The 22,302-nt window shown below is 48.1% G+C and carries 16 protein-coding genes; 6 read left to right on the forward strand and 10 right to left on the reverse strand.

Annotation, left to right across the window (positions count from 1 at the left end; translation table 11 throughout):
* Positions 1-34: 34 nt before the first annotated feature.
* From GK108_RS08795 to GK108_RS08805, 3 genes are all read right to left on the reverse strand, one after another.
* Complete coding sequence (locus GK108_RS08795; protein WP_163946031.1) at positions 35-616, reverse strand: hypothetical protein; 582 nt, start codon at positions 614-616, stop codon at positions 35-37.
* Positions 617-708: 92 nt separating this feature from the next.
* On the reverse strand, positions 709-1,383 hold the full coding sequence (locus GK108_RS08800) for a hypothetical protein (protein WP_163946035.1): 675 nt from the start codon (positions 1,381-1,383) through the stop codon (positions 709-711).
* A gap of 34 nt (positions 1,384-1,417) precedes the next feature.
* Entirely contained in the window at positions 1,418-2,758 is a 1,341-nt protein-coding gene (locus GK108_RS08805) for an OmpA family protein (protein WP_163946038.1), read from the reverse strand.
* Positions 2,759-3,050: 292 nt separating this feature from the next.
* Between GK108_RS08805 and GK108_RS31245 the strand changes: the two genes are divergently transcribed.
* Both GK108_RS31245 and GK108_RS08815 read left to right on the forward strand, forming a co-directional pair.
* On the forward strand, positions 3,051-4,607 hold the full coding sequence (locus GK108_RS31245; RefSeq protein ID WP_246224764.1) for a histidine kinase: 1,557 nt from the start codon (positions 3,051-3,053) through the stop codon (positions 4,605-4,607).
* Between the two features lie 13 nt (positions 4,608-4,620).
* Complete coding sequence (locus GK108_RS08815) at positions 4,621-5,373, forward strand: LytR/AlgR family response regulator transcription factor (RefSeq protein WP_163946042.1); 753 nt, start codon at positions 4,621-4,623, stop codon at positions 5,371-5,373.
* 23 nt (positions 5,374-5,396) lie between these two features.
* On the opposite strand, the gene GK108_RS31070 is transcribed toward GK108_RS08815, so the two are convergent.
* The 7 genes from GK108_RS31070 to GK108_RS08845 form a co-directional block, all read right to left on the reverse strand.
* Complete coding sequence (locus GK108_RS31070) at positions 5,397-5,546, reverse strand: DUF5989 family protein (RefSeq protein ID WP_170305385.1); 150 nt, start codon at positions 5,544-5,546, stop codon at positions 5,397-5,399.
* Positions 5,547-5,564: 18 nt separating this feature from the next.
* Positions 5,565-7,523: a hypothetical protein gene (locus tag GK108_RS08820; RefSeq protein WP_246224765.1), complete on the reverse strand. Its 1,959-nt coding sequence runs from the start codon at positions 7,521-7,523 to the stop codon at positions 5,565-5,567.
* A gap of 21 nt (positions 7,524-7,544) precedes the next feature.
* Positions 7,545-9,350 (reverse strand): SGNH/GDSL hydrolase family protein, encoded by a 1,806-nt coding sequence (locus GK108_RS08825; RefSeq protein WP_163946044.1) that lies wholly within the window; start codon positions 9,348-9,350, stop codon positions 7,545-7,547.
* 134 nt (positions 9,351-9,484) lie between these two features.
* A complete protein-coding gene (locus GK108_RS08830) occupies positions 9,485-11,221 on the reverse strand; it encodes a RagB/SusD family nutrient uptake outer membrane protein (protein WP_163946048.1) in 1,737 nt (578 codons plus the stop codon).
* Between the two features lie 19 nt (positions 11,222-11,240).
* On the reverse strand, positions 11,241-14,690 hold the full coding sequence (locus GK108_RS08835; protein WP_246224766.1) for a TonB-dependent receptor: 3,450 nt from the start codon (positions 14,688-14,690) through the stop codon (positions 11,241-11,243).
* Positions 14,691-14,888: 198 nt separating this feature from the next.
* Complete coding sequence (locus GK108_RS08840; RefSeq protein WP_163946052.1) at positions 14,889-16,004, reverse strand: FecR family protein; 1,116 nt, start codon at positions 16,002-16,004, stop codon at positions 14,889-14,891.
* A gap of 108 nt (positions 16,005-16,112) precedes the next feature.
* Positions 16,113-16,724 (reverse strand): RNA polymerase sigma factor, encoded by a 612-nt coding sequence (locus GK108_RS08845; RefSeq protein ID WP_163946054.1) that lies wholly within the window; start codon positions 16,722-16,724, stop codon positions 16,113-16,115.
* Positions 16,725-17,045: 321 nt separating this feature from the next.
* On the opposite strand from GK108_RS08845, the gene GK108_RS08850 reads away from it, so the two are divergent.
* The 4 genes from GK108_RS08850 (at position 17,046) to GK108_RS08865 (ending at position 22,294) form a co-directional block, all read left to right on the forward strand.
* Positions 17,046-17,372 carry a PadR family transcriptional regulator gene (locus GK108_RS08850; protein ID WP_163946057.1) on the forward strand — a complete coding sequence of 109 codons (327 nt, stop codon included), beginning with the start codon at positions 17,046-17,048 and terminating at the stop codon, positions 17,370-17,372.
* Positions 17,369-20,080 (forward strand): ABC transporter permease, encoded by a 2,712-nt coding sequence (locus GK108_RS08855; RefSeq protein WP_246224767.1) that lies wholly within the window; start codon positions 17,369-17,371, stop codon positions 20,078-20,080. The genes GK108_RS08850 and GK108_RS08855 overlap by 4 nt, the downstream gene beginning before the upstream one ends.
* Positions 20,081-20,230: 150 nt before the next feature.
* The gene (locus GK108_RS08860; protein ID WP_163946060.1) at positions 20,231-21,400 is read left to right on the forward strand and encodes an alpha/beta hydrolase; all 1,170 of its coding nucleotides are present in this window, start codon (positions 20,231-20,233) and stop codon (positions 21,398-21,400) included.
* A gap of 219 nt (positions 21,401-21,619) precedes the next feature.
* Entirely contained in the window at positions 21,620-22,294 is a 675-nt protein-coding gene (locus GK108_RS08865; RefSeq protein ID WP_163946063.1) for a YciE/YciF ferroxidase family protein, read from the forward strand.
* The last annotated feature ends 8 nt before the right edge of the window (positions 22,295-22,302 follow it).

Genomic DNA, 22,302 nt, shown 5'->3' on the forward strand with positions numbered 1-22,302 from the left:
GTACCAGGCGCTGGAACTGAATCTGTGGATCGATTCAGTTCCAGCGTAGACCTGCTATGCTGAACCGGATTTGCTGTGTTCCCTGACCAGCAAAACCAACGTCGATGGTCATGGTTTGGGCGGCTTTTATCTGGCGAATCAGCTTTTGTTCATCATCAAAAAATACGATGTTGGCTCGTCCGTTTTCGGCCGCTACTAATGCGTACGTTACTGGCGATTGGCGGTCAAAACGAACCTTGGCAGTTCCGTTCTGAAAACTCCGATTGAAGTGCCCTTTCGAAACTTCCAGATAAACGGTGGTACCGCTTTCCCGTTTTCGCAGGGTCAGGGTTGCCGTTGATCCACCATTATAAGGAAACGTAAACTCAAGGATGTTGGAAGCCGTGATGGTTGCTTTCGAAACGGTACTACCGTCTGCCTGCACTTTCTTCTCATACGTCCACTTCCCGGCATTCGCTGGCAGACCTTTCTTCGACTCAGCACGAATCGGTTGGTTTGGAGCAGGCGATGTGCTTTGGGGCTTTGTTGCTTCTTTTATGGTAGTATGCTTGCGTTCTTCCCGGGTTGAGCAATTGAGTAAAATCAGCAGAACGAAAAAAGAGAGGAGCGTTTTCATCGGGTACGTATCGGTATCGAGGTAAAGATACGTCTTGTAGACAAGTTACTGTATCGGCTAATGCCGGTGCTGAACAGTAGTAGCCTGCTAAGTCAGGATTTTGGGCATTTGGCCAGCACCTCAGCCGCTAGTTTTTTGGCTAATGCCTGATTGGCCTTTACGTCGGTTCCGATTCGGGAAATTACCTGAAAGGTTACTCGGCCTTTCAGCACAATAAGTTGATTGCTGGTAAAATCCCACGTAGCGGCATCGCCAATACCTGCTATGGGTTCGTAGCCTGCATGGTTCACAACAATACCCGATACGGCCTTTCCGGCTGCTTTGTCAATAGGCGTACCACCTTTTTCAGCTAGTTTTTTGTCGATCAGTTCGGCCGCTTTCTTCTTTTCTGCATCAGTGGCAGTGCGATAGAAATTTTTGAAGTAGTTCAGTGGGTCTGGGTGATACTTTGGGTTGATTTCGTTGATCCAGCCTATGCCAATACGGTTATTATCAGGGATATCGAGGGTTTGTTTTCCAATTTTTTGTGGCATCGTTCGTCCGCTAGGCCACACATATTCATAGGTATCGTATTTGGCATAGTTGGATGCCGATTTACGATAACGTAGCTGAGCGGTAGAGAGGTTTGCCGTATAATGTTTCTCCAGGATAGCTTTGGGAAGAAGTTCATCCAGCCGGGTTTGGTAGCTTAGCAGACAGGTTTGGCTATATGCCGACAGTGTAGACAAACAGCCAATCAGGCTACACAAAAGGGATCGTTTTTGCATGGCAAAAGTGCTGATACAGAACGTATCGGTGGCTTTAGAGTTTGATAAATTCAACCCGACGGTTGTTGGCCTTGCCTTCCTGAGTTGTATTGGGAGAGGTAGGTTCTGATTCTCCTTTGCCAGTCGTATCCATACGGCTTTCGGCAATACCAAATTCTTTATTTAATGCTATCTTAACAGAGGCCGCCCGGCGTTTCGATAGGGACAGATTACTGACTTCATCACCATCGGAGTCGGTATGGCCAACTATTTTAACATTGACAGTTGGATTGTCTTTAAGTACGTTGCTAATGTCTTTTAGAACACCATATGATTCGGGCTTTATTTTATCCGAATTAACGTCGAACAGAATCCCGTTGGTACTGAATTTACCGTCAGTGATAAGCTTGGAACGTGTGTCGGGCGTGCCAACCGCTACGCGTAGGTTGCCCGCGTAGGCAGTTCCGTCAAAAATGTGCGTAGCAAACAATAACGAGTAGGTTAGGTCGGGTAGAAACGCTTTCGGAATATCCCATACTTTACTTTCGTTGACATACACACGGAGCCGGGTCTTCTGCTTCCAGATCGAAATATGATTGATCAGGCCGGTTTGCCAGGGTAAGGCCAGGCTGTTCTCCAGAATGCGCTCATTGCTTTTATCGATTACCCACACATCGGTTGTACTGTTGCCGTTTGTTGGGTGGATGTCTATAGCTGCCAGGGGGTGCGAAGCAAAGTGCTGATCAAATTTGAGTGTCCGTTCGGTGATGATTGGAAAGAAAACTTTTAAGCCAGATTGCATCTCACTAAAATTATCCGATGTGATCATATCAAACTCCAGGGTGAAGTTTTCCGGTAGTTGCTTGACGAACTCCGGATAAAAAATGCCGTTGTTGGCAAATTGCAGCCATTTACCTGGCCGTCCATCAATGGTTACGATCTCACCGCTGGCGTTTGTATTCCACTTAGCCGGAAAGTCGCCGACTGCATCCTGGCTGAAGTCCTCAATGGCAATAACCTTTTCGCCCGGTATGAAATCGAATTTGCTGTAGGTTTTCAGCGATTTAGGAGTACCGGTTGTTCCATCGGTAGTGGTTCCCGTTTTCTTCTTTTCAGCAGTATCATCGTTAGACGCTGTATTGTCGGGAGTAGACGTATCAGAACCCGATTCTTTGGTGGTTTGAGCCGGATCTTTTTTCGGCTTCTTTTTGAAAATATTACCGACCCCTTCTTCTATTTTATCGAGTCCTCGATTAATGCCCTGATCAATTTTCTGATTGGTACGCCATTCGACGTTACGTTCGACCGTTCGCTGAGGATTTTCGACCCGAACCTGAGCTAGAGCTGAGGTGGCAATCAGCATAAAGCCAACTAATCCGATAGCTTGGTTTTTCATGATTTGTACGAAACGAAAAGATTGTCGACGATAAATATGCGTAGCGCCATACGTATGATTTCTGATTTGTTAACCAATGGGCAGTATGAATTTGTCAGAAGGCTGTTTGAGTGAATTGACAGGTTAACTTATTGACTCAGATGTCGGTCTGAACGACTCAAATGGGTGTTTCACGTAACGTTGTTTTCAATACTTGCTCAATTTGTGTAGCATTGATGGAAATCAGTTTTCTATGATGGGATGGTGCTTACGGCTGCTAGCTCTGAGGGGTAGTACGGATCACTGGTCAGGTATGTTTAAGCCAGACGAGATGGCCATTACGTCAATCGATCTGGTTGAATTCCAGTACCGTACCTGGATACAGGGTGGGCTGTTTTTCTTTACCATTTTTGTCGGACTTCTGTATAGCCGGTACCGCGCCCTTATTTATCGCTATTATTTTTTGTACGTATTGGCCGCTACCATCTATACGGTGCTGAAAATGAGGGCCTATACGCCATTGGGGAGTTGGCTGGGTCAGTATCCTTTTTGGCAGTATCAACTGTCAGAAGCTGTTATCTGGTGTGGTATGGGTGTCTATCTGTTGTTTCTGCACGAATTGCTCGACCTATCGCAAACCCATTCAGGAGTGGCCCGGCAGTTAAGACGTGTAGCGTGGGTTTGTATTGGGTATGGTGTTGTATATGTTGGTATATCTGTATGGGTAGACGTTTCTCCGCTCAGGACACTCTCTTTCTGGGTATCGCGTTTGATTTTGATACCACTGCATATTGGTCTGTTGGTCTGGATTGGTTTTCGGGTGCAATCGTCACTCAAATCTTTTGTGCTGGTGGGGAATGGTATTCTGCTGGTAGTGAGTATTTTGGCCTGGCTACGGGCTGGTGAGGTGATTCTAAAGGGAGTGAAATTACCGGGGTCTGTCGACGATCTGATGCGGATATCATTCGGGGTTTTGCTTGAAATTCTGGTCTTTGCACTGGCACTCGCCTATCGGATTCACTTACTGGATCGTGAGCGCGAAACCAGCCAGCTGGCTTATATTGCGCAACTCGAAGAAAACCGCCAGCTTATTCGGCGGGCTAATATTGAGTTGGAGAGAAAAGTTGCCGAGAAGACTGAGGAGGTGATTGAAAACCAGCGCCTTCTGGAAATGCAGCGGGAAAGCCAGTTGCGAATTAGTTTTGAAAAACGTATTGCAGAGCTGGAGATGTTAGCGTTACGTAGTCAGATGAACCCTCATTTTCTCTTCAACAGCCTGAACGCGATCGAATACCTCGTTATGAAAGGCAAGGAGAAAGAAGCCTCGCTCTATCTGTCGCGCTTTTCACGATTGCTACGTCTTATCCTGAACCATTCACGAGAAGAAACGATAACGTTGGCCGATGAACTGAAAGCGCTACAATTGTATCTGGATATTGAATCGACGCGGTTTGATGGAAAATTTCGTTACGTAATCGAGGTGGATACCCGCGTTGATACGGCCAATCTGGTGATACCGCCGATGCTACTTCAGCCATTTGCCGAAAATGCTATTTGGCACGGATTGATGCCTAGCTACCAAATCGATAAATGGTTGTTTATTCGGATTTTGCCCAATACACAAGGGCAGATACAGTTTGATATTGAAGACAATGGAATTGGGCGGGAGAAAGCTCAGCAAAACCGGTCTATAAACCGGCAAAAATCGCTGGGCCTGGATATTACCCAGCAGCGTGTTACATTATTCAACCAGCATTATCCTTCCCGTATTTCCATTCAGATTGTCGATATTAAAGCCGATTCGCGTACGGGCACACTTGTCCGAATCACCTACCAGCCTGATGAGTTGACGACAACCGTTGTTTCTTAAACCTTTTCTGTCTATGAAAGCCATTCTTGTTGACGACGAAATCTATGCAACTGAACTACTGGAATTAAAACTACAGAATCTGGGCGTTGAGGTGTTGGCAAAGTTTAACCAGCCTGAAATGGCGATTGACTATATACGGCTAGTTACGTTCGACATTCTCTTTCTGGATATCGAGATGCCACGGATGAATGGTTTTCAACTTTTGGAGCAATTTCCTGGCTTTCAGTTCGACGTGATCTTTACAACAGCATACGATCAATTTGCGATTCAGGCTTTTCAGGTGAGTGCGCTGAATTATTTATTGAAGCCGATTCAGGAAGATGAATTGCGGCAGGCTCTCTGGACGTGGCAACAGCAGCAGGCCAAATACAGGCAGCGTTTGCAGCAAACTCAGACAACAGAAAAATCGCAGGCTGGAGTAGGCGTCCAAAAAACCCGAATAGCCCTCCCGGTTCAGGAAGGATACGAGTTGCTGGACGTAACAGCCATTGTGCGTTGCATGGCTGATGCCAGCTATACGCGGTTTTATTTGAACGATGGGCAAATGAGTCTGATCTGTCGTACGCTCAAAGAGGTGGAAGCCTCACTGGCCGGACATGGATTTGTTCGGGTTCATCAGTCGCATTTGGTGAACCCCACTTATATTCACAAGATTGTTCGGCAGGAGGGAGGGTATCTGGTGATGGCCGATCAAGCGCAGGTGCCTGTTGGTAAACCCAAACGAGACTGGCTGATCGAACAGTTTACTACTATTGAGCGATTATAAAACTGTTCCTGGATTGCTTATTTTCAGAAAAGCGAGTAGATAAATGGAGCCAGCGCTGACCCGGTGGTGAATACGGTAAGTAAACCCAGTAGGAGTAAAACAACAAAAAGTGGTAGAAGCCAATACCGCTTGCGTTCCCGCACAAATAGCCAGAAATCTTTCAGAAATTCCATAGATAAAGGATTTATCGATCACTGATTTTTGAGGGACTGGATTTGCTGGTTCAATTTCAGAGCAATAGGGTTCTGACGATCCTGACGTAACGTTTTTTGAACGTATTTGGTAGCCGCCCTGGCATTGGCAAACTTCAGATAGCCAGCCGCCAACTGATTACTAAGGTCAACGTTGGTGGTGTCTTTACTGTACTGCTGTTTGATACGTACCAGTTGCTTGACAAACGATTGTAGTTCGTTTAAATTAAACCCAGATGGATTATGGCTCGATGCATACTGCAAATAAGGCAATGCTTCGTCGGGCCGATCTTGCTTCAGTAACGTAATAAAGAGCTGCTGCGCTCGCTCAAACGAGTTTTCTAACTGAAAGGCTTTTTTTAGATACGTAACGGCCTGATCGTTACGGTCTAACGTAACGGCCAGTTTTCCGGCCTGGGTGTACAAGCCTGCATCGTGCGGGTATTCCAGTAACAACGCTTCGGTTACCTGTAGCGTTTTAGCTGGATTGTTTGCGTTGGCGTAATGAGCTGCCAGCTGGTTCATTGCATCGTGCCAGCTTATCTGTTTGACTACCAATCCGCCAGCAAGTTGCTCCTCAATAGTTTTAGGCCGTTTTTCTTCGGGCGGCATCGGTTCATTAAAAGGCCACCCTTCCCTCAGAATCATCATTTCATAAGCGCCCTGAAGTGAATCGACGTCGGTAATAGGCATCTGCTGACGTAACTGAGCAAAGCTCAACTCCGGCCGCCCGTCTGTCGTAATGATCCGTCGTTTCTTGAGCGATTCATAAAAAGCATCGGATAGTAAGGCGTAGCCGAACAGATTCGGATGTACGTGTTCCAGCAACGTTTCCTGGCCCAGAATACCATGCGGGGAATGTTGCGCGAAATAGGCTTTCGTATCAACCAACGTAACGTGCGGGTAGCGGTTGGCCAGTGCCTGAATGGTCTGATTCATGGCTTCGGGAGCCCGGAAACGTAGTAAATCCAGCTCTTTTGCCTGAACGTAAGCCTGTTTGGCTTCCTTGAACCGCCCGCTCGCATAGTTGGTTTTTGCCAGTTGATAGTGTGCCTGAGCAGAACGGGCTGGATTGCCCGAAGCACTGACAAATGGTTTTAAATCTTTTTCGTTGCTGACCAGATTACTGATAAAAACCGGAATGTTCTGCTCCGACAACACCTGAAAAAAGTCATTCATATTAGTGGCGAACTGATCGATTCCCTGCTGATAAACCGCCGACTGGTAGGGAATCTGCTGGTCGGCGGCCATCCGCTTCATCAGGTTTTCCCGCAGATCGGGCGATTGACCCGATACTGTTCGTTTGAGGCTGGCCACTACGTTTCCAATCAATTGCATTACCCGATACTCACGAAGTCTGAGCACGAATCGGACTAGTTTTGGACTGCGGGCAATCGAACTTGTCGAGCCTACGCCCAGTGCGCCGTAATATTCGTTGTGACCCGTGTAGACAAGCACCGCGTCGGGTTGATAGGCCGCTAATTCCTGCGCAAAACCAAACACCGTATAGGAATTGACAGCCGTTAAGGCCAGATTGATTATCTCGAATTCCTTCTCTGGAAACGTTCGCGTGAGTCGATACTGAAGCCAGCGATGAAACGAGCCATTGTGCATATACGGATAGCCAATCGTAGTTGATTCGCCCAGAACGAAAATACGTAGCGTTCCATCGGCTTTGTGCTTACGGAACGGTTCAAAATTGCCAAACGTAGCGTTCGCCGTTTCGGTGAAGTATTTCTGTGAGGCAAATTGATTCATTACCAGAAAGCCCGGATGCTGCGAATCCTCAACGAACAGGCGCAGGTCATGCCCATACCCAAACAGACGTAATGCTCCTTCCAGCAGGGCCAGAAAAAGAAAAGGCAACAGCAGGGCAATACCCTTAAAAAGCCGCAACTGCTTCTGGCTTCTTGGCTTCCGGTCGACCGGCGGTGGAGGAGGGGCGGCTGTTTTCTTCATACGATTACGGCTACGTTGGGTCTATCGTCTGGCTTTATTGGTTTGTTCGGTGGGCTTCAGAAAAGGTGCCAGCTGGTTAGCCAGTTTCTGATACCCTTCTGCATTTGGGTGTAGACCGTCCGTAAAAAACGATTCGTCAATCTTGCCATCTCCCTTCAGAAAAACAGATCCCGGATTCGCAAACGTTACGTTCAGCTGCCCCGATGCTTGGGCAATTCCTTTATTAAGCTCCTGAATACGCGGTTCTCCCTGACGACGGGGAAGAATCCCCAACAGCAAGATGCTGGCCGAAGGTTGACGGGTTTTAATCGCATTAACCAAAAATTTTAAGCCTTCAATAATCTCTGTATCGGAGTTCCATTGCAGATTATTGGTGCCGATCATGATAACGACCTGAGCTGCTGCGTAGCCATCCAGTTCGTCGTGATAAACGCGCCACAATACGTTCTCGATTCGGTCCCAGCCATACCCAAAATTTTGGGTGCCCAAAGGTGCTAAAACCGAATTCCACGAATCGCTTCCCCGGCTGATGGGGGCCTGCGGCTGGCCACCCCAATAGTGAGTGATGGAGTTGCCTAAAAACACGATTCGAGGAGCTTTGGTCTTCGCTAACGCAATCATATCCCGATGACGGGTTTCCCAGTCGTAGATAGCTGCATCGCGGAATTGGGTGCAGGGTTTGGTAGTTGTATACGGGCCAACAGGTTCATTCAGAATGCTACGTATCATGGTTTCGTAGGCATCGGCGTAATGTTGCATACCCAGATCGGTCGGGTGGGTACCGTCCACCATGTCGTCCATCCCCAGATTAATGGATGAGTAGGGTAGCAGATAAAGCTGATTGACTCCTTCCGTTTTGAGTTGGGCAAACGCCTGCCGCATCAGCTCATTGGCGTCGGTGTAATAGCGACGGCGGGTAAGATTAAGTGCACCATCGCTATAGCCCGCGTGTTCGACAAGCAGGATTGGTGTGCTGGGCCGTTTTTGACGTAGTGTTCGGACCGATTCAAGAATCCGATTTTTGATTTCTTCGGGCGTAAGACCAACCGAAGCCACCAGATTGGGCAGGCAATCCAGTACGTATAGTTTAGCATCAATGTCGGGGAGTAACTGAACAATTTCCTTCTCCAGTCGCCCATTGCCCGAAAAGGCCAGATTAATCAACGGGCGATCCAGTTTGCGGCCCAGAATGGCTGTCCAGGCCATGCCCGGACGGGACGCACAGGCTCCCTGCGCAATAGACGTACCGTAAACGACAATGGGTTTTTCAATACGGGTGGGTAAGGGTGTGAACGATGCGCCTTGAGGAACGCCAACCTCCAGCCATTTGACTGAATTGTAGAGGGGCAGATACAAGCGATATTCACGACCTTTTTTATGGTATTGGTCGTTCGGTTCGAGGTTTGTGAAACGATACTGGATGGTATCGCCAAAGGAATATTTTCCGGTACACCAACGCCAGTTACCATCGCTGTCGAGGGCGTATAAGTCCACTCCACTAACGCCCGTTGCTGGCATATGTGGCATCGCATGACGACTCGTTACGGCATAACGAATCGTTATTTGGTCGGTGCTGGCTTTAAATCGGATGAGCAAACCGGCACTATTATGTGATAAATCCCAGACGGGCTTTCGAACCTCTTTTTCCGATCGGGCGGGCAGTCGATCGTACGGGCTTTGTAACTCTTTGGACCACCCCTGGCCTTCAATAACCGGAAAGGAGTTCTGAACGGGATTCCACCAGGCGTATTGGGTCGTGTCCTGAGCAGAAACGGTGAGGGATTGATACCCAGCAAACAGGAAGAAGAGGAGTAGATTTCGTAGCATAAATGGAAAAAAGGCGAAGCAAGAGAAAGCTAAGCGATACAATAAGCCAACTGAAGATAGCAATCAATACTAGAATGAGAGCCATATAAAGCTAATAATGATGCCAGCTAACGGCTGGCATCATTATAGAACGTTTAGTAGCCTACGTTTTGCTTCATGTTGACGTTCGCATTCAGCTCATTGATCGGGATGGGCTGGGCATAATCGCTGGCATCGTTCCATTCAATGGCTCCTCCCCGAACTTTCTGGTAATAGGCCGCTTCCTGGGCCCCGATTTTCCATCGACATACATCGAACCACCAGTTAAACTCGCCAAATAGTTCGGCCCAGCGTTCATATTTCAGCGGGTCGTTGCCCAGCACGTTATCAGATGCCATTGTCTTGTCGGTCAGGCTCTTGTAGTCGACGGGCGACGGGGTATTGACCGCATACCCGTAAGCTCGTCGTTTGACTTTGTTGATATATTCGAGGGCTGTGGCGTTGTCGCCGGTTTTGGAGAGTGTTTCGGCGTAAAGCAGATAAATATCAGCTAGTCGTAACCAAAGGATATTATTGCCATTGGCACGATTTACTTCCAGTTCCGTTCCGGCCAGATTAATGTATTTACGAAAACTCCAGGCCTCCATATCCAGCTCGGTAATATCAAGATAATGAGCAATGGGCCGTTTGACGCCACTAACCACCATCGAGTCGACATACGGTTGCAGGCAGGCTACCCACAAACGAGGGTCGACGGTTTTGTTAGCTTTTGCCTGCTGCGATTTCGTTACGTAGGTAGGGTCTACGTTGGCAACATTGGCCGACGTAGTGCCTGATTTGAAATAGTGTCCCAGATTGAACCCGAATCGGCTCAGATTTTTGGCGTGAGGGAACAGGTTTGTCCAGGCAGACGCGATCGGTAATCCGTTGGTCGGGCTTACGTAGGTGGGGGCAATGATCGTGCCGATCATCGATCCCATCGACAGATCGCTGGAACCCGAGTACGACATATCTACGTTGAGATTCAGCTCGAAAAGTGATTCGGAGTTGAACTCGTTCTGCCCATTGAACATGGTTTTGTAGACATCGAACGACACCAGCGATTTACCACTGTTGTTGATTACGTCGCTCAGGTACGTTTTGGCATTGTTCCAGTCCTGCGTATAAACATATACCTTACCCAGAAAACCTTTGACACCCCAACCCGTCACTTTGTGTTTATCGGCATTGGCGGTCCAGGTTTGTTTCCCTAACAGCGATTCGGCATTCTTCAGATCACTGACAATAAAATCCCAGCTTTCTTTAACGCTGGCTCGCTTCACCTGTGTATCACTTAACGAGTTAGCTACCGTGGTGAGAATAGGAATACCCTGTTTATCGCCACCCTGGCCGTTTACGATAAACGACTCTCCCCAGAACGTAGTCAGATAAAAATAATACCAGGCCCTCAGAAAAAGAGTTTGTCCTTTAATCAGGTTGAGGTTGGCGGCATCGGTCGTCGAGGCATTTTTGCCAACCCGATCAATACCCGCCAGTAACGTATTGCAGCGCTGAACGCCCCGCCACAAATGAGGCCAGGTTACAGCCAGATAGCTATCGCTGGGCAACGTATTGTTCTGGCCCATCAGAATCCAGTTTTGCAGTCCCTGCCAGCTCAGGTCACTGGTGTGATCCCACAGATACGTATTGTAGCCACCCATGGCGCGGCCGTAGATGCCATCGGAGTGTTGTGAGGCATAAACGCCAGCGAGTAGTTGCTCCAGATCGGCTACCGTGTTGGGGTAATTGGCGGTAGAGATAGCGGTGGGGTTACTGACATCCACAAAGCTCTCTTTACAGGCGGTTAGGCTTATGAGCAGTACGAAGGGTAAAAATTTGATGAATATCTTCATGATTATAAGCGCTTTTCGATTAAAGATTCAGGTCAACACCAACGGATAGAAGCGATGTGCGCGGGTAGGAGTAGAAAGAATCGATTCCTCTTCCTGTTGTCGCGTTACGTCCGAGCACTTCCGGGTCAAGACCCGAATAGCCGGTAATGGTGAGCAGATTCTGGCCCTGAACATAAATCTTGGCGTTGTTGATCTTCAGCTTTTTCGTTACTGACGTAGGCAGGTTATAGCCAAGCTGTAGATTCCTGAGTTTCAGGAACGATCCACTTTCGACGAAAAAGCTGGAGATACGCGTATAGTTGCCGTTTGGGTCGCGGGAATACGTCCCGTCTGTATTGGTGTAGCCAACCCGAGGCTGATCGGTGAGGCCACCGCCGTTGAAAAAGGAGGTTTTGAAAATATCGGCTGTTGTGTTGTAATCACCAACAAAAAACTGCGTATAATACTTGTTGCCATTGTACACGTCAACGCCCTGAATTCCCTGAAATAGAGCCGATAATTCGAGCCCTTTCCAGCCCAGATTCAGCGTCAGGCCATACGTCATTTTCGGCCATGGATTGCCAATGAACGTTTTGTCGGCGGTGGTGATACGGCCATCACCGTTGATGTCTTTAAAATACAAATCGCCAGCACCGGTAGCGGCTGCCTGATAAAAAACATTGCTTGAAGAGCCTCCGGCAGCAGCGGCCATTTCCTGCGCTTTTTTGTTGAGTGCTGCTACGTCCGCATCGTTCTGGAAAATACCCAGCACCTGATAGCCATAGAACTGACTCATGGTTTGACCCGCCTGCGTACGGGCCACTACGCTTTCCAGATAATCACCTGCTGATCCGTCGTTAATGGGGTTATTGTTAGTACCATCCAGTTGTTTTACCAGATTTCGGTTGAAGGCCGCATTCGCTGAAATATCATACGTAAATGCTCCTTTTTTACCCCGATAATCGATGGCCAGTTCGAGCCCCTTATTGCTCATCTGACCAATATTGGTGTAGACGTTGGTGGTGCCGAAACCCGCGGAATTGGCTACCGGTACCTGATAAATCATGCCCTGGGTTTGTCGGCTATACCAATCGACTGTAATATTCAGGGCATTACGTAGCAAACCTATGTCCAGGCCAATGTCGGTCTGAAGTACTTCTTCCCATCGGATATTCTGATTCGCCAACTGCGCGGTGAGCGCATAGCCTTTGGTCCGGGTGCTGCCATCGGCCAGACCCATTGCGTTGGTACCGCCCGATCCGCCGTAGGAGTTTTGATACGTGTACTGAGGAATATTGCTCGTACTACCCAGCTTACCATAACTAGCTCTCAGTTTCAGGTTCGAAACCACCATCAGATTGTCGCGCAGGAAAGCCTCTTCGCTTATTTTCCAGCCGATGGATGCGGAGGGGAAAACCCCGAACTTATTGCTGGGGCCGAACCGATCCGAACCATCTCGCCGGATATTGGCCGTAAACAGGTATTTGTTGGCATACGTATAGTTGATACGTCCAAACTGCGACAGTAACCGAACCTGAGGAAATTCTCCTCCGGCTGCTACGTAGCTGGAGGGGGTAGTGGTCAGGCCCAGATTATAGGTTTCGTATGGGAAGCCCTGCGCCGATGCATTCAGCGAACTGAGGTCCGACTTATACGATTCGTAGCCTACCATCGCTTTCATGTCGTGCTGACCAAACGTTTTGCCGTAGGTCAGTACGAAGTTGGCCGTCAGGTTTCTGGTGTTGTTGTTTTCACGACTGAGCGATGCAATACGGTTGGCTACAATACCATAATCGTAGGCCTCATTGAAGCGTTTATTGACGGCATTATAGATAGACGCGCCAAAGGTTGATCGGAAGTTTAAGCCGGGAATAATTTCCCAATCGGCATACAGGTTCCCTTCCAGCGCAAAAGTCTGATTCAGGATGTGTTGCTGGTATTCCTGCCCCACCAGATTAGGTCCGCCGAAAAAATTGCCTGTTTTGGCCCAGCCGCCATAGGGATTGGTATCGTCGTAGACACCAACAACGGGCGCTGATCTGAACGGATAGCTGGTTGTGACGGTAGGGTTGGTGCGGGTAGTCCAGGCATAGAGTGTTTCGCCGACCCGAAACTTTTTATTGATCCGGAAATCGGCGTTGGAACGAAGACCAATCCGATCGAACCAGTTATCGATCATCGTACCGCCTTCACGCTGATAGTTGGCCGATAGATAATAGTTGGTTTTGGCCGACGCGCCTGACAGAGAGAGCGAATAGCTTTGTTCGAGGCCATTGGTGTAAATCTGGTCGACCCAGTCGACGTCGGGTAGGCTATTAGGATCGCCCCAACTGTTGGTCGCTACGCCAAATGCTTTTTTTGCCGTAAAGTATTCGGAAGTATTCAGCAACTTATACAGATTGAGCGGTTTCCGAACGCCGTAATACGCATTGAAATTGATGTTCATTTTGTCGATACCCTTACCACGTTTGGTGGTGACGAGCACCACCCCACCGGCGGCCTGAGCCCCATAGATGGAAGCTGCACTGGCATCTTTCAGAATTTCAATCGATTCAACATCCTGTAGGTTAAAGTTATTGCCCGAACTCATCCGAATACCATCTACGATATATAAAGGCGACATACCGCCAATGGAGCCAAGCCCCCGGATAACAATGTCTGAGCTAGCCCCTGGTGAGCCATCATTACGGGTTACCTGCACTCCGGCCGCGCGACCCTGTAGGGCTTCGTTGATGCTTCGGACGGGCAGGTTTTTTACTTCGTCGGCCTTTACGGAGGAGATAGACCCGGTCAGGTCCGATCGCTTTTGCGTACCATAACCTACTACTACCACTTCGCTCAGATTTTTAGTGTCAGTTGCCAGGCTAACGTTAATTGTCGATTGGTTTCCAACCGTTACTTCTTTGCTAGAGTAACCAATAAAGCTAAAAATCAGTACGTTGTCGTCAGTGAGGAGCGCCATGCGGAACTGGCCGTTGGAGTCGGACGTAGTGCCCCGGCTGGTTCCCTTTACGACGATACTAACACCCGGCAATGGTTTGCCCGCGTCGTCGGTAACGGAACCCGTGACGATACGGTCGAGCGAGGAACCAGTGCTGGCAAGGGCCAGTGTATTAATCCGGGACATCAGTTCCTGGTTTAGAATAATATGGCGGCCTTTTATCTGATACGTTAGCTGGAGAGGCTCCAGCAGTTGAGCCAGTACGTCGGTGAGCAATTGGTTGCTGGCGTTGAGCGACACACGCGTATTCAACTGAACCAGAGCCGACCGATAGGCAAAGCGTACGTTTGCCTGGCGCCCTAACTGGTTCAGTATGGTTCTGGCGGTCTGATTGGTTGCCTGCAAAGAAACTCGCTGCTCCGAAATCTTCTGGGCTTCAACGGGCCTGGCAATGGCCAGTCCAGCGATGAGCGAAGCGAGTATTAACTGATAGACCGTAAATTTCATAAAGCGGTACAACAGACTAAGCGGTTGTCGAAGTTCTTTCATACTTTTACTTGTTTTTGGCTGTTTTGCGTTTAGGAATGGGCAAAAAACACCCTGACTCATTCAAAAAATGAGGTGCATACAGGGGGAATCTGGAGCCAGTGATGCCGGAATCATCACTGGCTTTTTCTGTACATTGTGGGCTGGTTAGTGCATAGGCGGAGCGGTTAGCGGTTGTGGTTAATTAGAATAGGTGAGCAATTACTGGCAGCCCTTGCTGTGAATGACAACCTGGCCGTCCAGTATTTCATACGTGGCGCCAATGGTCTGGCAGATTACGTCCAACTGCTCGTGCATACTTTCGTTGGAAAACGTCAGATTGACCAGGCAAGCCGACAGGTTTTCTTCATCGAAGATGATTTTAATACCATAGGTTTTGCTGATTTGGGAAAAGATTTTGGTGACGGGTGTATCTTCAAAAAACTGTTCCCGATTAACGTTATCGGGGGCTATCGCCCTGGGCTTCTCTACCAGCGCTTTCATCAACTGCCTGTCGGCCAGATTATAGGTCATCTGCTGATTGGGTGTCAGAATAATTCCCTGAACCTGTTGCCCTTTGTTTTTGGTCGACCGTTCATAATCCTGTTGTTTGTATACCGATACACGCCCAGTCTGCACAATTACCATAACTGATTCTTCTTTCTCAAAAGCACGTACCAGAAAGCTGGTTCCCAGGACTTTCGTGACAGTCTGGTTGGCGTAAATGAGGAAAGGCCTGGCAGGGTTCTTCGTTACGTCAAAGAAGCCTTCACCGTCCAGATAAACGGTTCGGCTGGTCGCCGAAAACCGTTTCGGATAACTCAATCGGCTGTTGGGCTGCAGTTTTACAAGACTCCCATCGCAGAGTAAAACGGTCATAGCCTGATCGCTCGTATTGATTTTTTCCTGTAAAGAATCGCCAGCGGTTTGGGTAAGATGAGCGTATGACTTTTCCTGTATCTGGTCGGAAGAATATATGAATAGCCCGATTCCTAACCCGAGAATCACAAGAACAGAAGCGGCAATGGCCCAGCGCCATCTGGAAAACGCAGGCAGTGGTATAACGGGTATTTCTGCTGTTTCGTCACGCCGTTCGGCCGCCTGGTGCATCAACCGCTGCAACTCACTGTCAATGCGGGCTTCGGTGGCGTTGTCCTGATAATAATTCTCTAAGGTATGCGCAAGTTCTTTGGCCTGTCTGACAACGTCGGCCCGGTCGGGGTTTTCCTGTAGCCACTGTTCCCAAAAAGCAGTGGCCTGGGGCGAGGTACCGTTGACCCATTGACGAAATGACTCGTCGAACAGAAAATCTTCGGCATTGTAGAGCTTATACTTCATAAGAGAGCCAATAGCACAGGATTGCTTCTGACTCTATAGTGCTATTTTATACCCGGCAATACTCAAAAAAATAGAATTTTTTTTGCCTAGAATCTAATTTCCTTGTTTCTAGGACTTTGAGAAGTACAGCAACAGGAGCGAAAGCAGCAAATCGGGCGACCAATGGCTACGTAGTTCTTTGAACGTACGATGGAGCAGATTAGCCACGCTCTGCCGCTCCATGCCCATAATCTGCGCGATTTCGCTGTTGTCGAGGTTCTGATAAAATCGCAGGTAAAGCACTTCCTGCTGCCGTTTGCTGAGTCCGGCCATCAATCGACGTAGTAGCTGTTCCTGCTCTGTATGAATTTCCTGATCAATAATCTGATCTTCAATGGAAAGGGTTTGCTCGGTGGCGTTTTCTTCGGAGTCGTCGAGGTGGATCGGTGCGTGCTGCGACCGGCATTTTAACAGCTTGTAACGTAGTGCTTTAAGCAGGTAGGTTTTTACAAAAACGGCATTGCCTACTGTTTCCCGATGATCCCATAAATCAAGAAAAAGATCCTGAATGGTATCCCAAACCAGTTCTGAGTCAGTAGTTAGCCGTAAGCCATAGTTATATAGCCCAGGATAATGTTTCCTGGCCAGTTCTCCCAAGGCCCGTTCGTCCCCGGCTTTGAACCGTCGCCATAATTCGTCGGGCGGCAAATTTCGATAACCAGCTGTTGTAAAACGTTCCAAGTGCTATAGTCTATGTCTACAGACGCTAAAGGCTACTAATATGATTTTATATTGATCGAATGTAAAATTTATTGAGCAAATCTTAACAAATAGGGCGGTTTTGTTGAAAACGGAGCTACGTTGAGTATTCAACTGGTTATCACAAATCGGACGTATTGTCGCTAGTAGGAATGCTGTCCAGTAGCGTACGGGGCTGTCCGTTTCTGGACAGTTTCTGCTACGTATCTATTCTCAAATAACCTCTTCTACGAGCCAGAAAGCCATTCTTACTGTTTGGCAAGGCATTTGTTTAGCAAATAATAATCTAATGCTAATCGAACTATGGGTAGAGCCTATCTGGGGGAGTTTGAGGAACTGGTTTTGTTAACAGTAGCGGTACTGGAGGGCGACGCGTATGGTGTGGCAATAGCCTCAGAACTAAAGCAACGGACCAACCGTACCATTAGCCTAAGCGGAGTACACATTGCTTTGTATCGACTGGAAGAAAAAGGATTTGTTCAATCTGAGCTGGGTGGGGCTACAACAACCCGTGGTGGACGCCGAAAGCGATTATTCACCATGACAACGGCAGGCAAGCAGACGTTAGGCGAAATGCGGGAGGTACGTAATCAACTCTGGGAGTCAATACCAAACCCTTCGCTGACATGACCAATCATTCTCTACCGCCTGCCTGGGCCGATCGTTTGCTGGGTTGGTTATGTCCACCCCAGCTACTGGAAGAATTGATCGGTGATCTGCACGAGCAATTTGCCGATGATGTCGTTCGCGTAGGTGAGCAAAAGGCCCGGCAACGCTACGTTCTGGAAGTACTTAAATTCTGCCGACCGTATTTTTTGAAACGGCGCGCTGCCGACTTAACCCGGCAGGTTGCGCATCCAGTCGAAGACACGTATCATCAGTCAACATCATATCCGCCATTCTTTTTATTACATCCTGATATGCTTCGTAATTATCTAAAAATAGCCTTTCGAACCCTCTGGAGAAGCAAAGGCTACACGGCCATCAACGTAGTAGGACTCTCCGTTGCTTTTTGTGTCTGTACGTTTCTGTTCCTGATGGTCTATCGTCAATTAACATTCGACTCGTTTCATCGGGATGGAGAGCGTATTTTTCAGACCTACCGTTTTTCGAATTATCCCGATAAGCCTAAACGGACAGCTGGTATGCCGATGCCTTTTACTCCGGCTTTAAAAACAGAATTTCCCGAAATCGAAGCGGCAGCCAGATTATTATCCTCGGGAAGCTTGATAGAGTACAAAGGCCGGTTATTCGAAAAGGCGCTACGTTATACAGACGCTGATTTTTTGACCGTATTTTCGTTCCCCATGATTCGGGGTGATCGGGCCGTGGCGCTACGTGACTTAAGCAGTATTGTGCTGAGCGAAACCACGGCTAAAGCCATATTCGGCACTGAAAATCCAATCGGTAAAACATTGTTACTGGGTACCGAAGGCAACCAGCAGCGGTATAACGTAACGGGTATTATGGCCGATGCGCCCGATAATTCGTCCATCGATTTTGATGTGCTGATACGTATCGAAAACTCACCTACCTACAAGGAGTCGAAGGATCAGTGGGACGCTTTTTCTCATCCCGTTTTCTTGAAGCTGGCTCCTGGCGTAGACCAGACATCGCTTGAAAATCGCCTAAAGACATTTACTCAGAAATATTTTACGTCTGATATTGATGGTCTGAAGAAAAAAGGAGCCAAACCAGACGAGCGGGGCGATTTATACGCGATTCGTTTACAAAAACTAGCCAATGTTCACTTCGATACCGACATTGCAGGTTCTGGCGCTCCCGTGGCCATTGTGTATGCGTTGTCGGGGATTGGTATTTTTATTCTCCTAATTGCCTGCATCAATTTCATAAATCTGAGCATAGCCCGTTCGTTTACCCGTGCTCGTGAGGTGGGCGTTCGTAAGTCATTGGGTGCCCTGAAAAAGCAATTATTTATGCAGATATGGGGCGAGTCGACCTTAATCTGCTTCGTTGGTTTTCTGGTTGGTTCGCTGCTGGCGTATTTGCTGGTTCCCGTTTTCAATGCACAGTTCAATGCGAAAATCAATTTGATTTATCTGCTAAAGCCAGGTGTTATTGTGGGTATACTAGCCATGTTTATACTCGTTACGTTAGTGGCTGGTGGTTATCCTTCCTGGCAGATGGCCAAGTTCAATACCGTGGAGGTTCTAAAGGGAAAGGTAGCTATAAAACGGCCAGGTTTTCTGCGAAACTCGTTGATTGTAACACAGTTTACGATTTCCTGTTTGCTGACGTGCTGTACTATTTTTGCTATTCAGCAAGTCAATTTCCTGCGAACAATGCCATTGGGCTTTGAGAAAGAGCAGGTCATCAGCATTCCGGTTGGCAATAAATACAATGGCCGTCAGTTACTACAACGCCTGCGGAATAAGCTGGCCAACGATCCTACCATCCTGGCTATTTCGGGGTCTGGTGTCAATCTGGGCCGAGGTAAGGACGGAAGCGTATCGCGCTCCACGATGGGCTTTACATATAAAGAGAAAGAGATTTCGACCGATTGGCTGCTCGTCGACTACGACTACTTAAAAACACTCAATATCAAATTATTAGCTGGCCGGGAGTTTAGTCCTGCTTATCCATCTGACTCACTGGATCGCGTCATTATCACGGAAAGTATGGCCAAAATGATTGGCGAAAAAGATCCGGTTGGCCAGTTTTTTCAGACCGATTCAGCCGGAACCAAATACCAGATTATTGGCCTCATCCCAGATTATCATCTCTATTCGTTGCAGAACGAGAAAGCACCCATCACGATGCACTTGTCGAACACGGAATCGATTAGCTACATCTTTGTGCGGGTAACGCCACAAAGTCTGAACAGTTCCATGGATAAACTGAAGGGTATATGGAGTGAGATTGCGCCCGGCGCCGATTTTATCGCGTCCTTTCTGGATAAAAATATTGATGCGCTATACCGTAATGAAGAATCGATTTCCAGAGTTTTCAGCTTCGCATCGGGGATTGCCATTTTGTTGTCCTGCCTGGGTTTGTTTGCTGTAGCTTTAATGGTGATTGAGCAACGCACCAAAGAAATTGGCGTTCGGAAAGTGCTGGGAGCCAGCATTCCCGGTATTGTTCTGTTACTCTCGCAGGACTTTGTTAAACTGGTTCTGATTGCACTCGCTATTGCGTCGCCGTTGGCCTGGTTTTTCATGCAGAAATGGCTGGATAGTTATTCGTATCGGATCACGATAAGTTTGTGGGTTTTTGTGGGCGTAGGCGCTTCTGCCATACTTATAGCGCTGGCAACCGTAAGTTTCCACAGCATCAAAGCGGCTCTGATGAATCCTGTGAAATCGTTACGTTCTGAGTAATTTTTGCCGGCAGAAAGGGCTATGGCCTTTCTGCCGTAGCCTGATTTGGTAAGATCGGAGTAAGAGTTTTGTAGTGTGCTCTTTTACTACATCGAGTTGTTTTCCACTCGGGAGTACTACAAGCAAACGAAAACTCAATCTCTACCTATTATGCTGATTCGTTATGGCGTTGCATTAAGTTGTTTTTTCGGCGCACTGGTCGTACAGGCCCAGCCAAATCCAGCGCGACCAGATCTCTGCCAGGGGGCGTATTTTACCGAAGAACAGGGAGCTGAGGCTTTGCGCACCTTCGCCGGAACGTATCACGATAAGGCGACCTGGGAAAAACGCGCTGGCCTGATTCGACAAGGCATTCGCGAGGGAATGAAGCTGCCCGCAAAGCCCGCATTTGCGCCACTCAAACCCATTCGGCATAGTCTACGAAAACTGAATGGCTATACAGTAGAGAACGTAGCGTTTGAAAGCATTCCTGGCTTCTGGGTTACGGGTAATCTGTATCGTCCCTTGAAGACTACTGGAAAGTCGGCCGCTATCCTTTGTCCACACGGGCACACGGCTAATCAGGATGCTCGTTTTGTTGAACAAACCCAGCAGCGATGTGCAACAATGGCACGAATGGGAGCCGTTGTATTCGTTTATGACATGCTTGGTTATGGCGATTCGAAACAGTGTACCCATAAAGTTCCGAAGGCATTAACGCTACAAACACTGAATGGACTGAGAGCCCTTGATTTTCTGACTAGTCTGCCAGACGTTGATACGAAGCGAATTGGTATGTCGGGTGAATCGGGTGGGGGAACGCAAACGTTTTTGCTGACAGCACTCGATCAGCGTATCCACGTATCGGTGCCAGTGGTTATGGTGTCGTCGTACTTTTTCGGCGGTTGTGTTTGTGAGAGCGGTATGCCGATCCATAAACGACCAACGCACCAGACCAGCAATGTAGAACTAGCTGCACTGGCCGCTCCACGGCCTATGTTGTTGGTGTCGGATGGGAAAGACTGGACAAAGCATACACCTGAAGTAGAGTTCCCCTATATACGTACCATTTACGGCTACTACGATGCAACATATCGGTTGGAGAACGTACATCTGCCGGCCGAAGGGCATGATTATGGCCCGAACAAGCGCATTGCTGCCTATGCATTTCTGGCTAAGCAGCTGCAGCTAGATCTGAATCGCGTTCTAAAAGATGGGAAAATTGATGAATCCATCAATACGTTGTTAAAACCAGACGAGTTACAGGTATTCAACGCTGACCATCCCCGGCCTGCCAGTGCCGCCATGGGCGACGATGCGGTTATGGCTTTGCTAAAATAGGTTTTGTAGTGACGGTCAGAACGTTGACAGTAATCCTATTTAGTGAGCTGTAAACTGGCACAAAATTAATTGTAGTGATAGTCTACGGAATTTGTAGAAAATTGTGGACATGATTGATTGCGTTAAAAGTGTAATTTGTTGATTATCAGTATATGGCATGAAAATGGCCCAGTGGGAGGGAGTCAAATACATTACTAACACGCAAAACCACAATAAATCATGGCAACGTTTGGAGAACGAATCGCAAATTTTTTTGGTGGCATAGATACCGAAACTCAGGAAGGGCTACAAAGCTTGTTTGTTAATGAACTGAAAGACATTTATTATGCCGAGAAACAGGCCATAGATGCACTGGGCGAGCAGGCCGATGCCTCCACAACGGATGAAGTACGGAACGCTTTCCTGCTGCATCAGAATGAGACACGCAACCAGGTATCGAGGCTTGAGCAGGTTTTCAACAGTATTGGCATTGATGTAGAAGAGGGTTCCTGCGATGCCATCGACGGACTGGTAGATGATGCACAACGTATTGTATCAAATACGGATTCTGGCTCGCTAACCCGTGATGCCGGGCTGATCATTGCCGGTCAGAAAATAGAGCACCACGAAATAGCGGCCTATGGGTCAGTTGTTACATTGGCGCAGGTTCTTGGCTATCAGGAAGCTGCCCGACTCCTACAGCAAACGCTGGACGAAGAGAAAAATGCGGATAAAAAATTAACCATCTTGGCGGAGTCGTTCATAAACAATCGGGCCGCTTCTGAGAGCGACGATACGTATCGGAATGATCGGGATCGGACCGATTATACGGAGCAGCGTAGTGTTGTTAACCCAGATGGTACCCGCTACGATACGGGCAGTTCAACCACAAGAGGTGATTCATTTACGATCTGAGCAGATAG

This window comes from Spirosoma terrae (assembly GCF_010435915.1).
Lineage (GTDB): Bacteria > Bacteroidota > Bacteroidia > Cytophagales > Spirosomataceae > Spirosoma > Spirosoma terrae.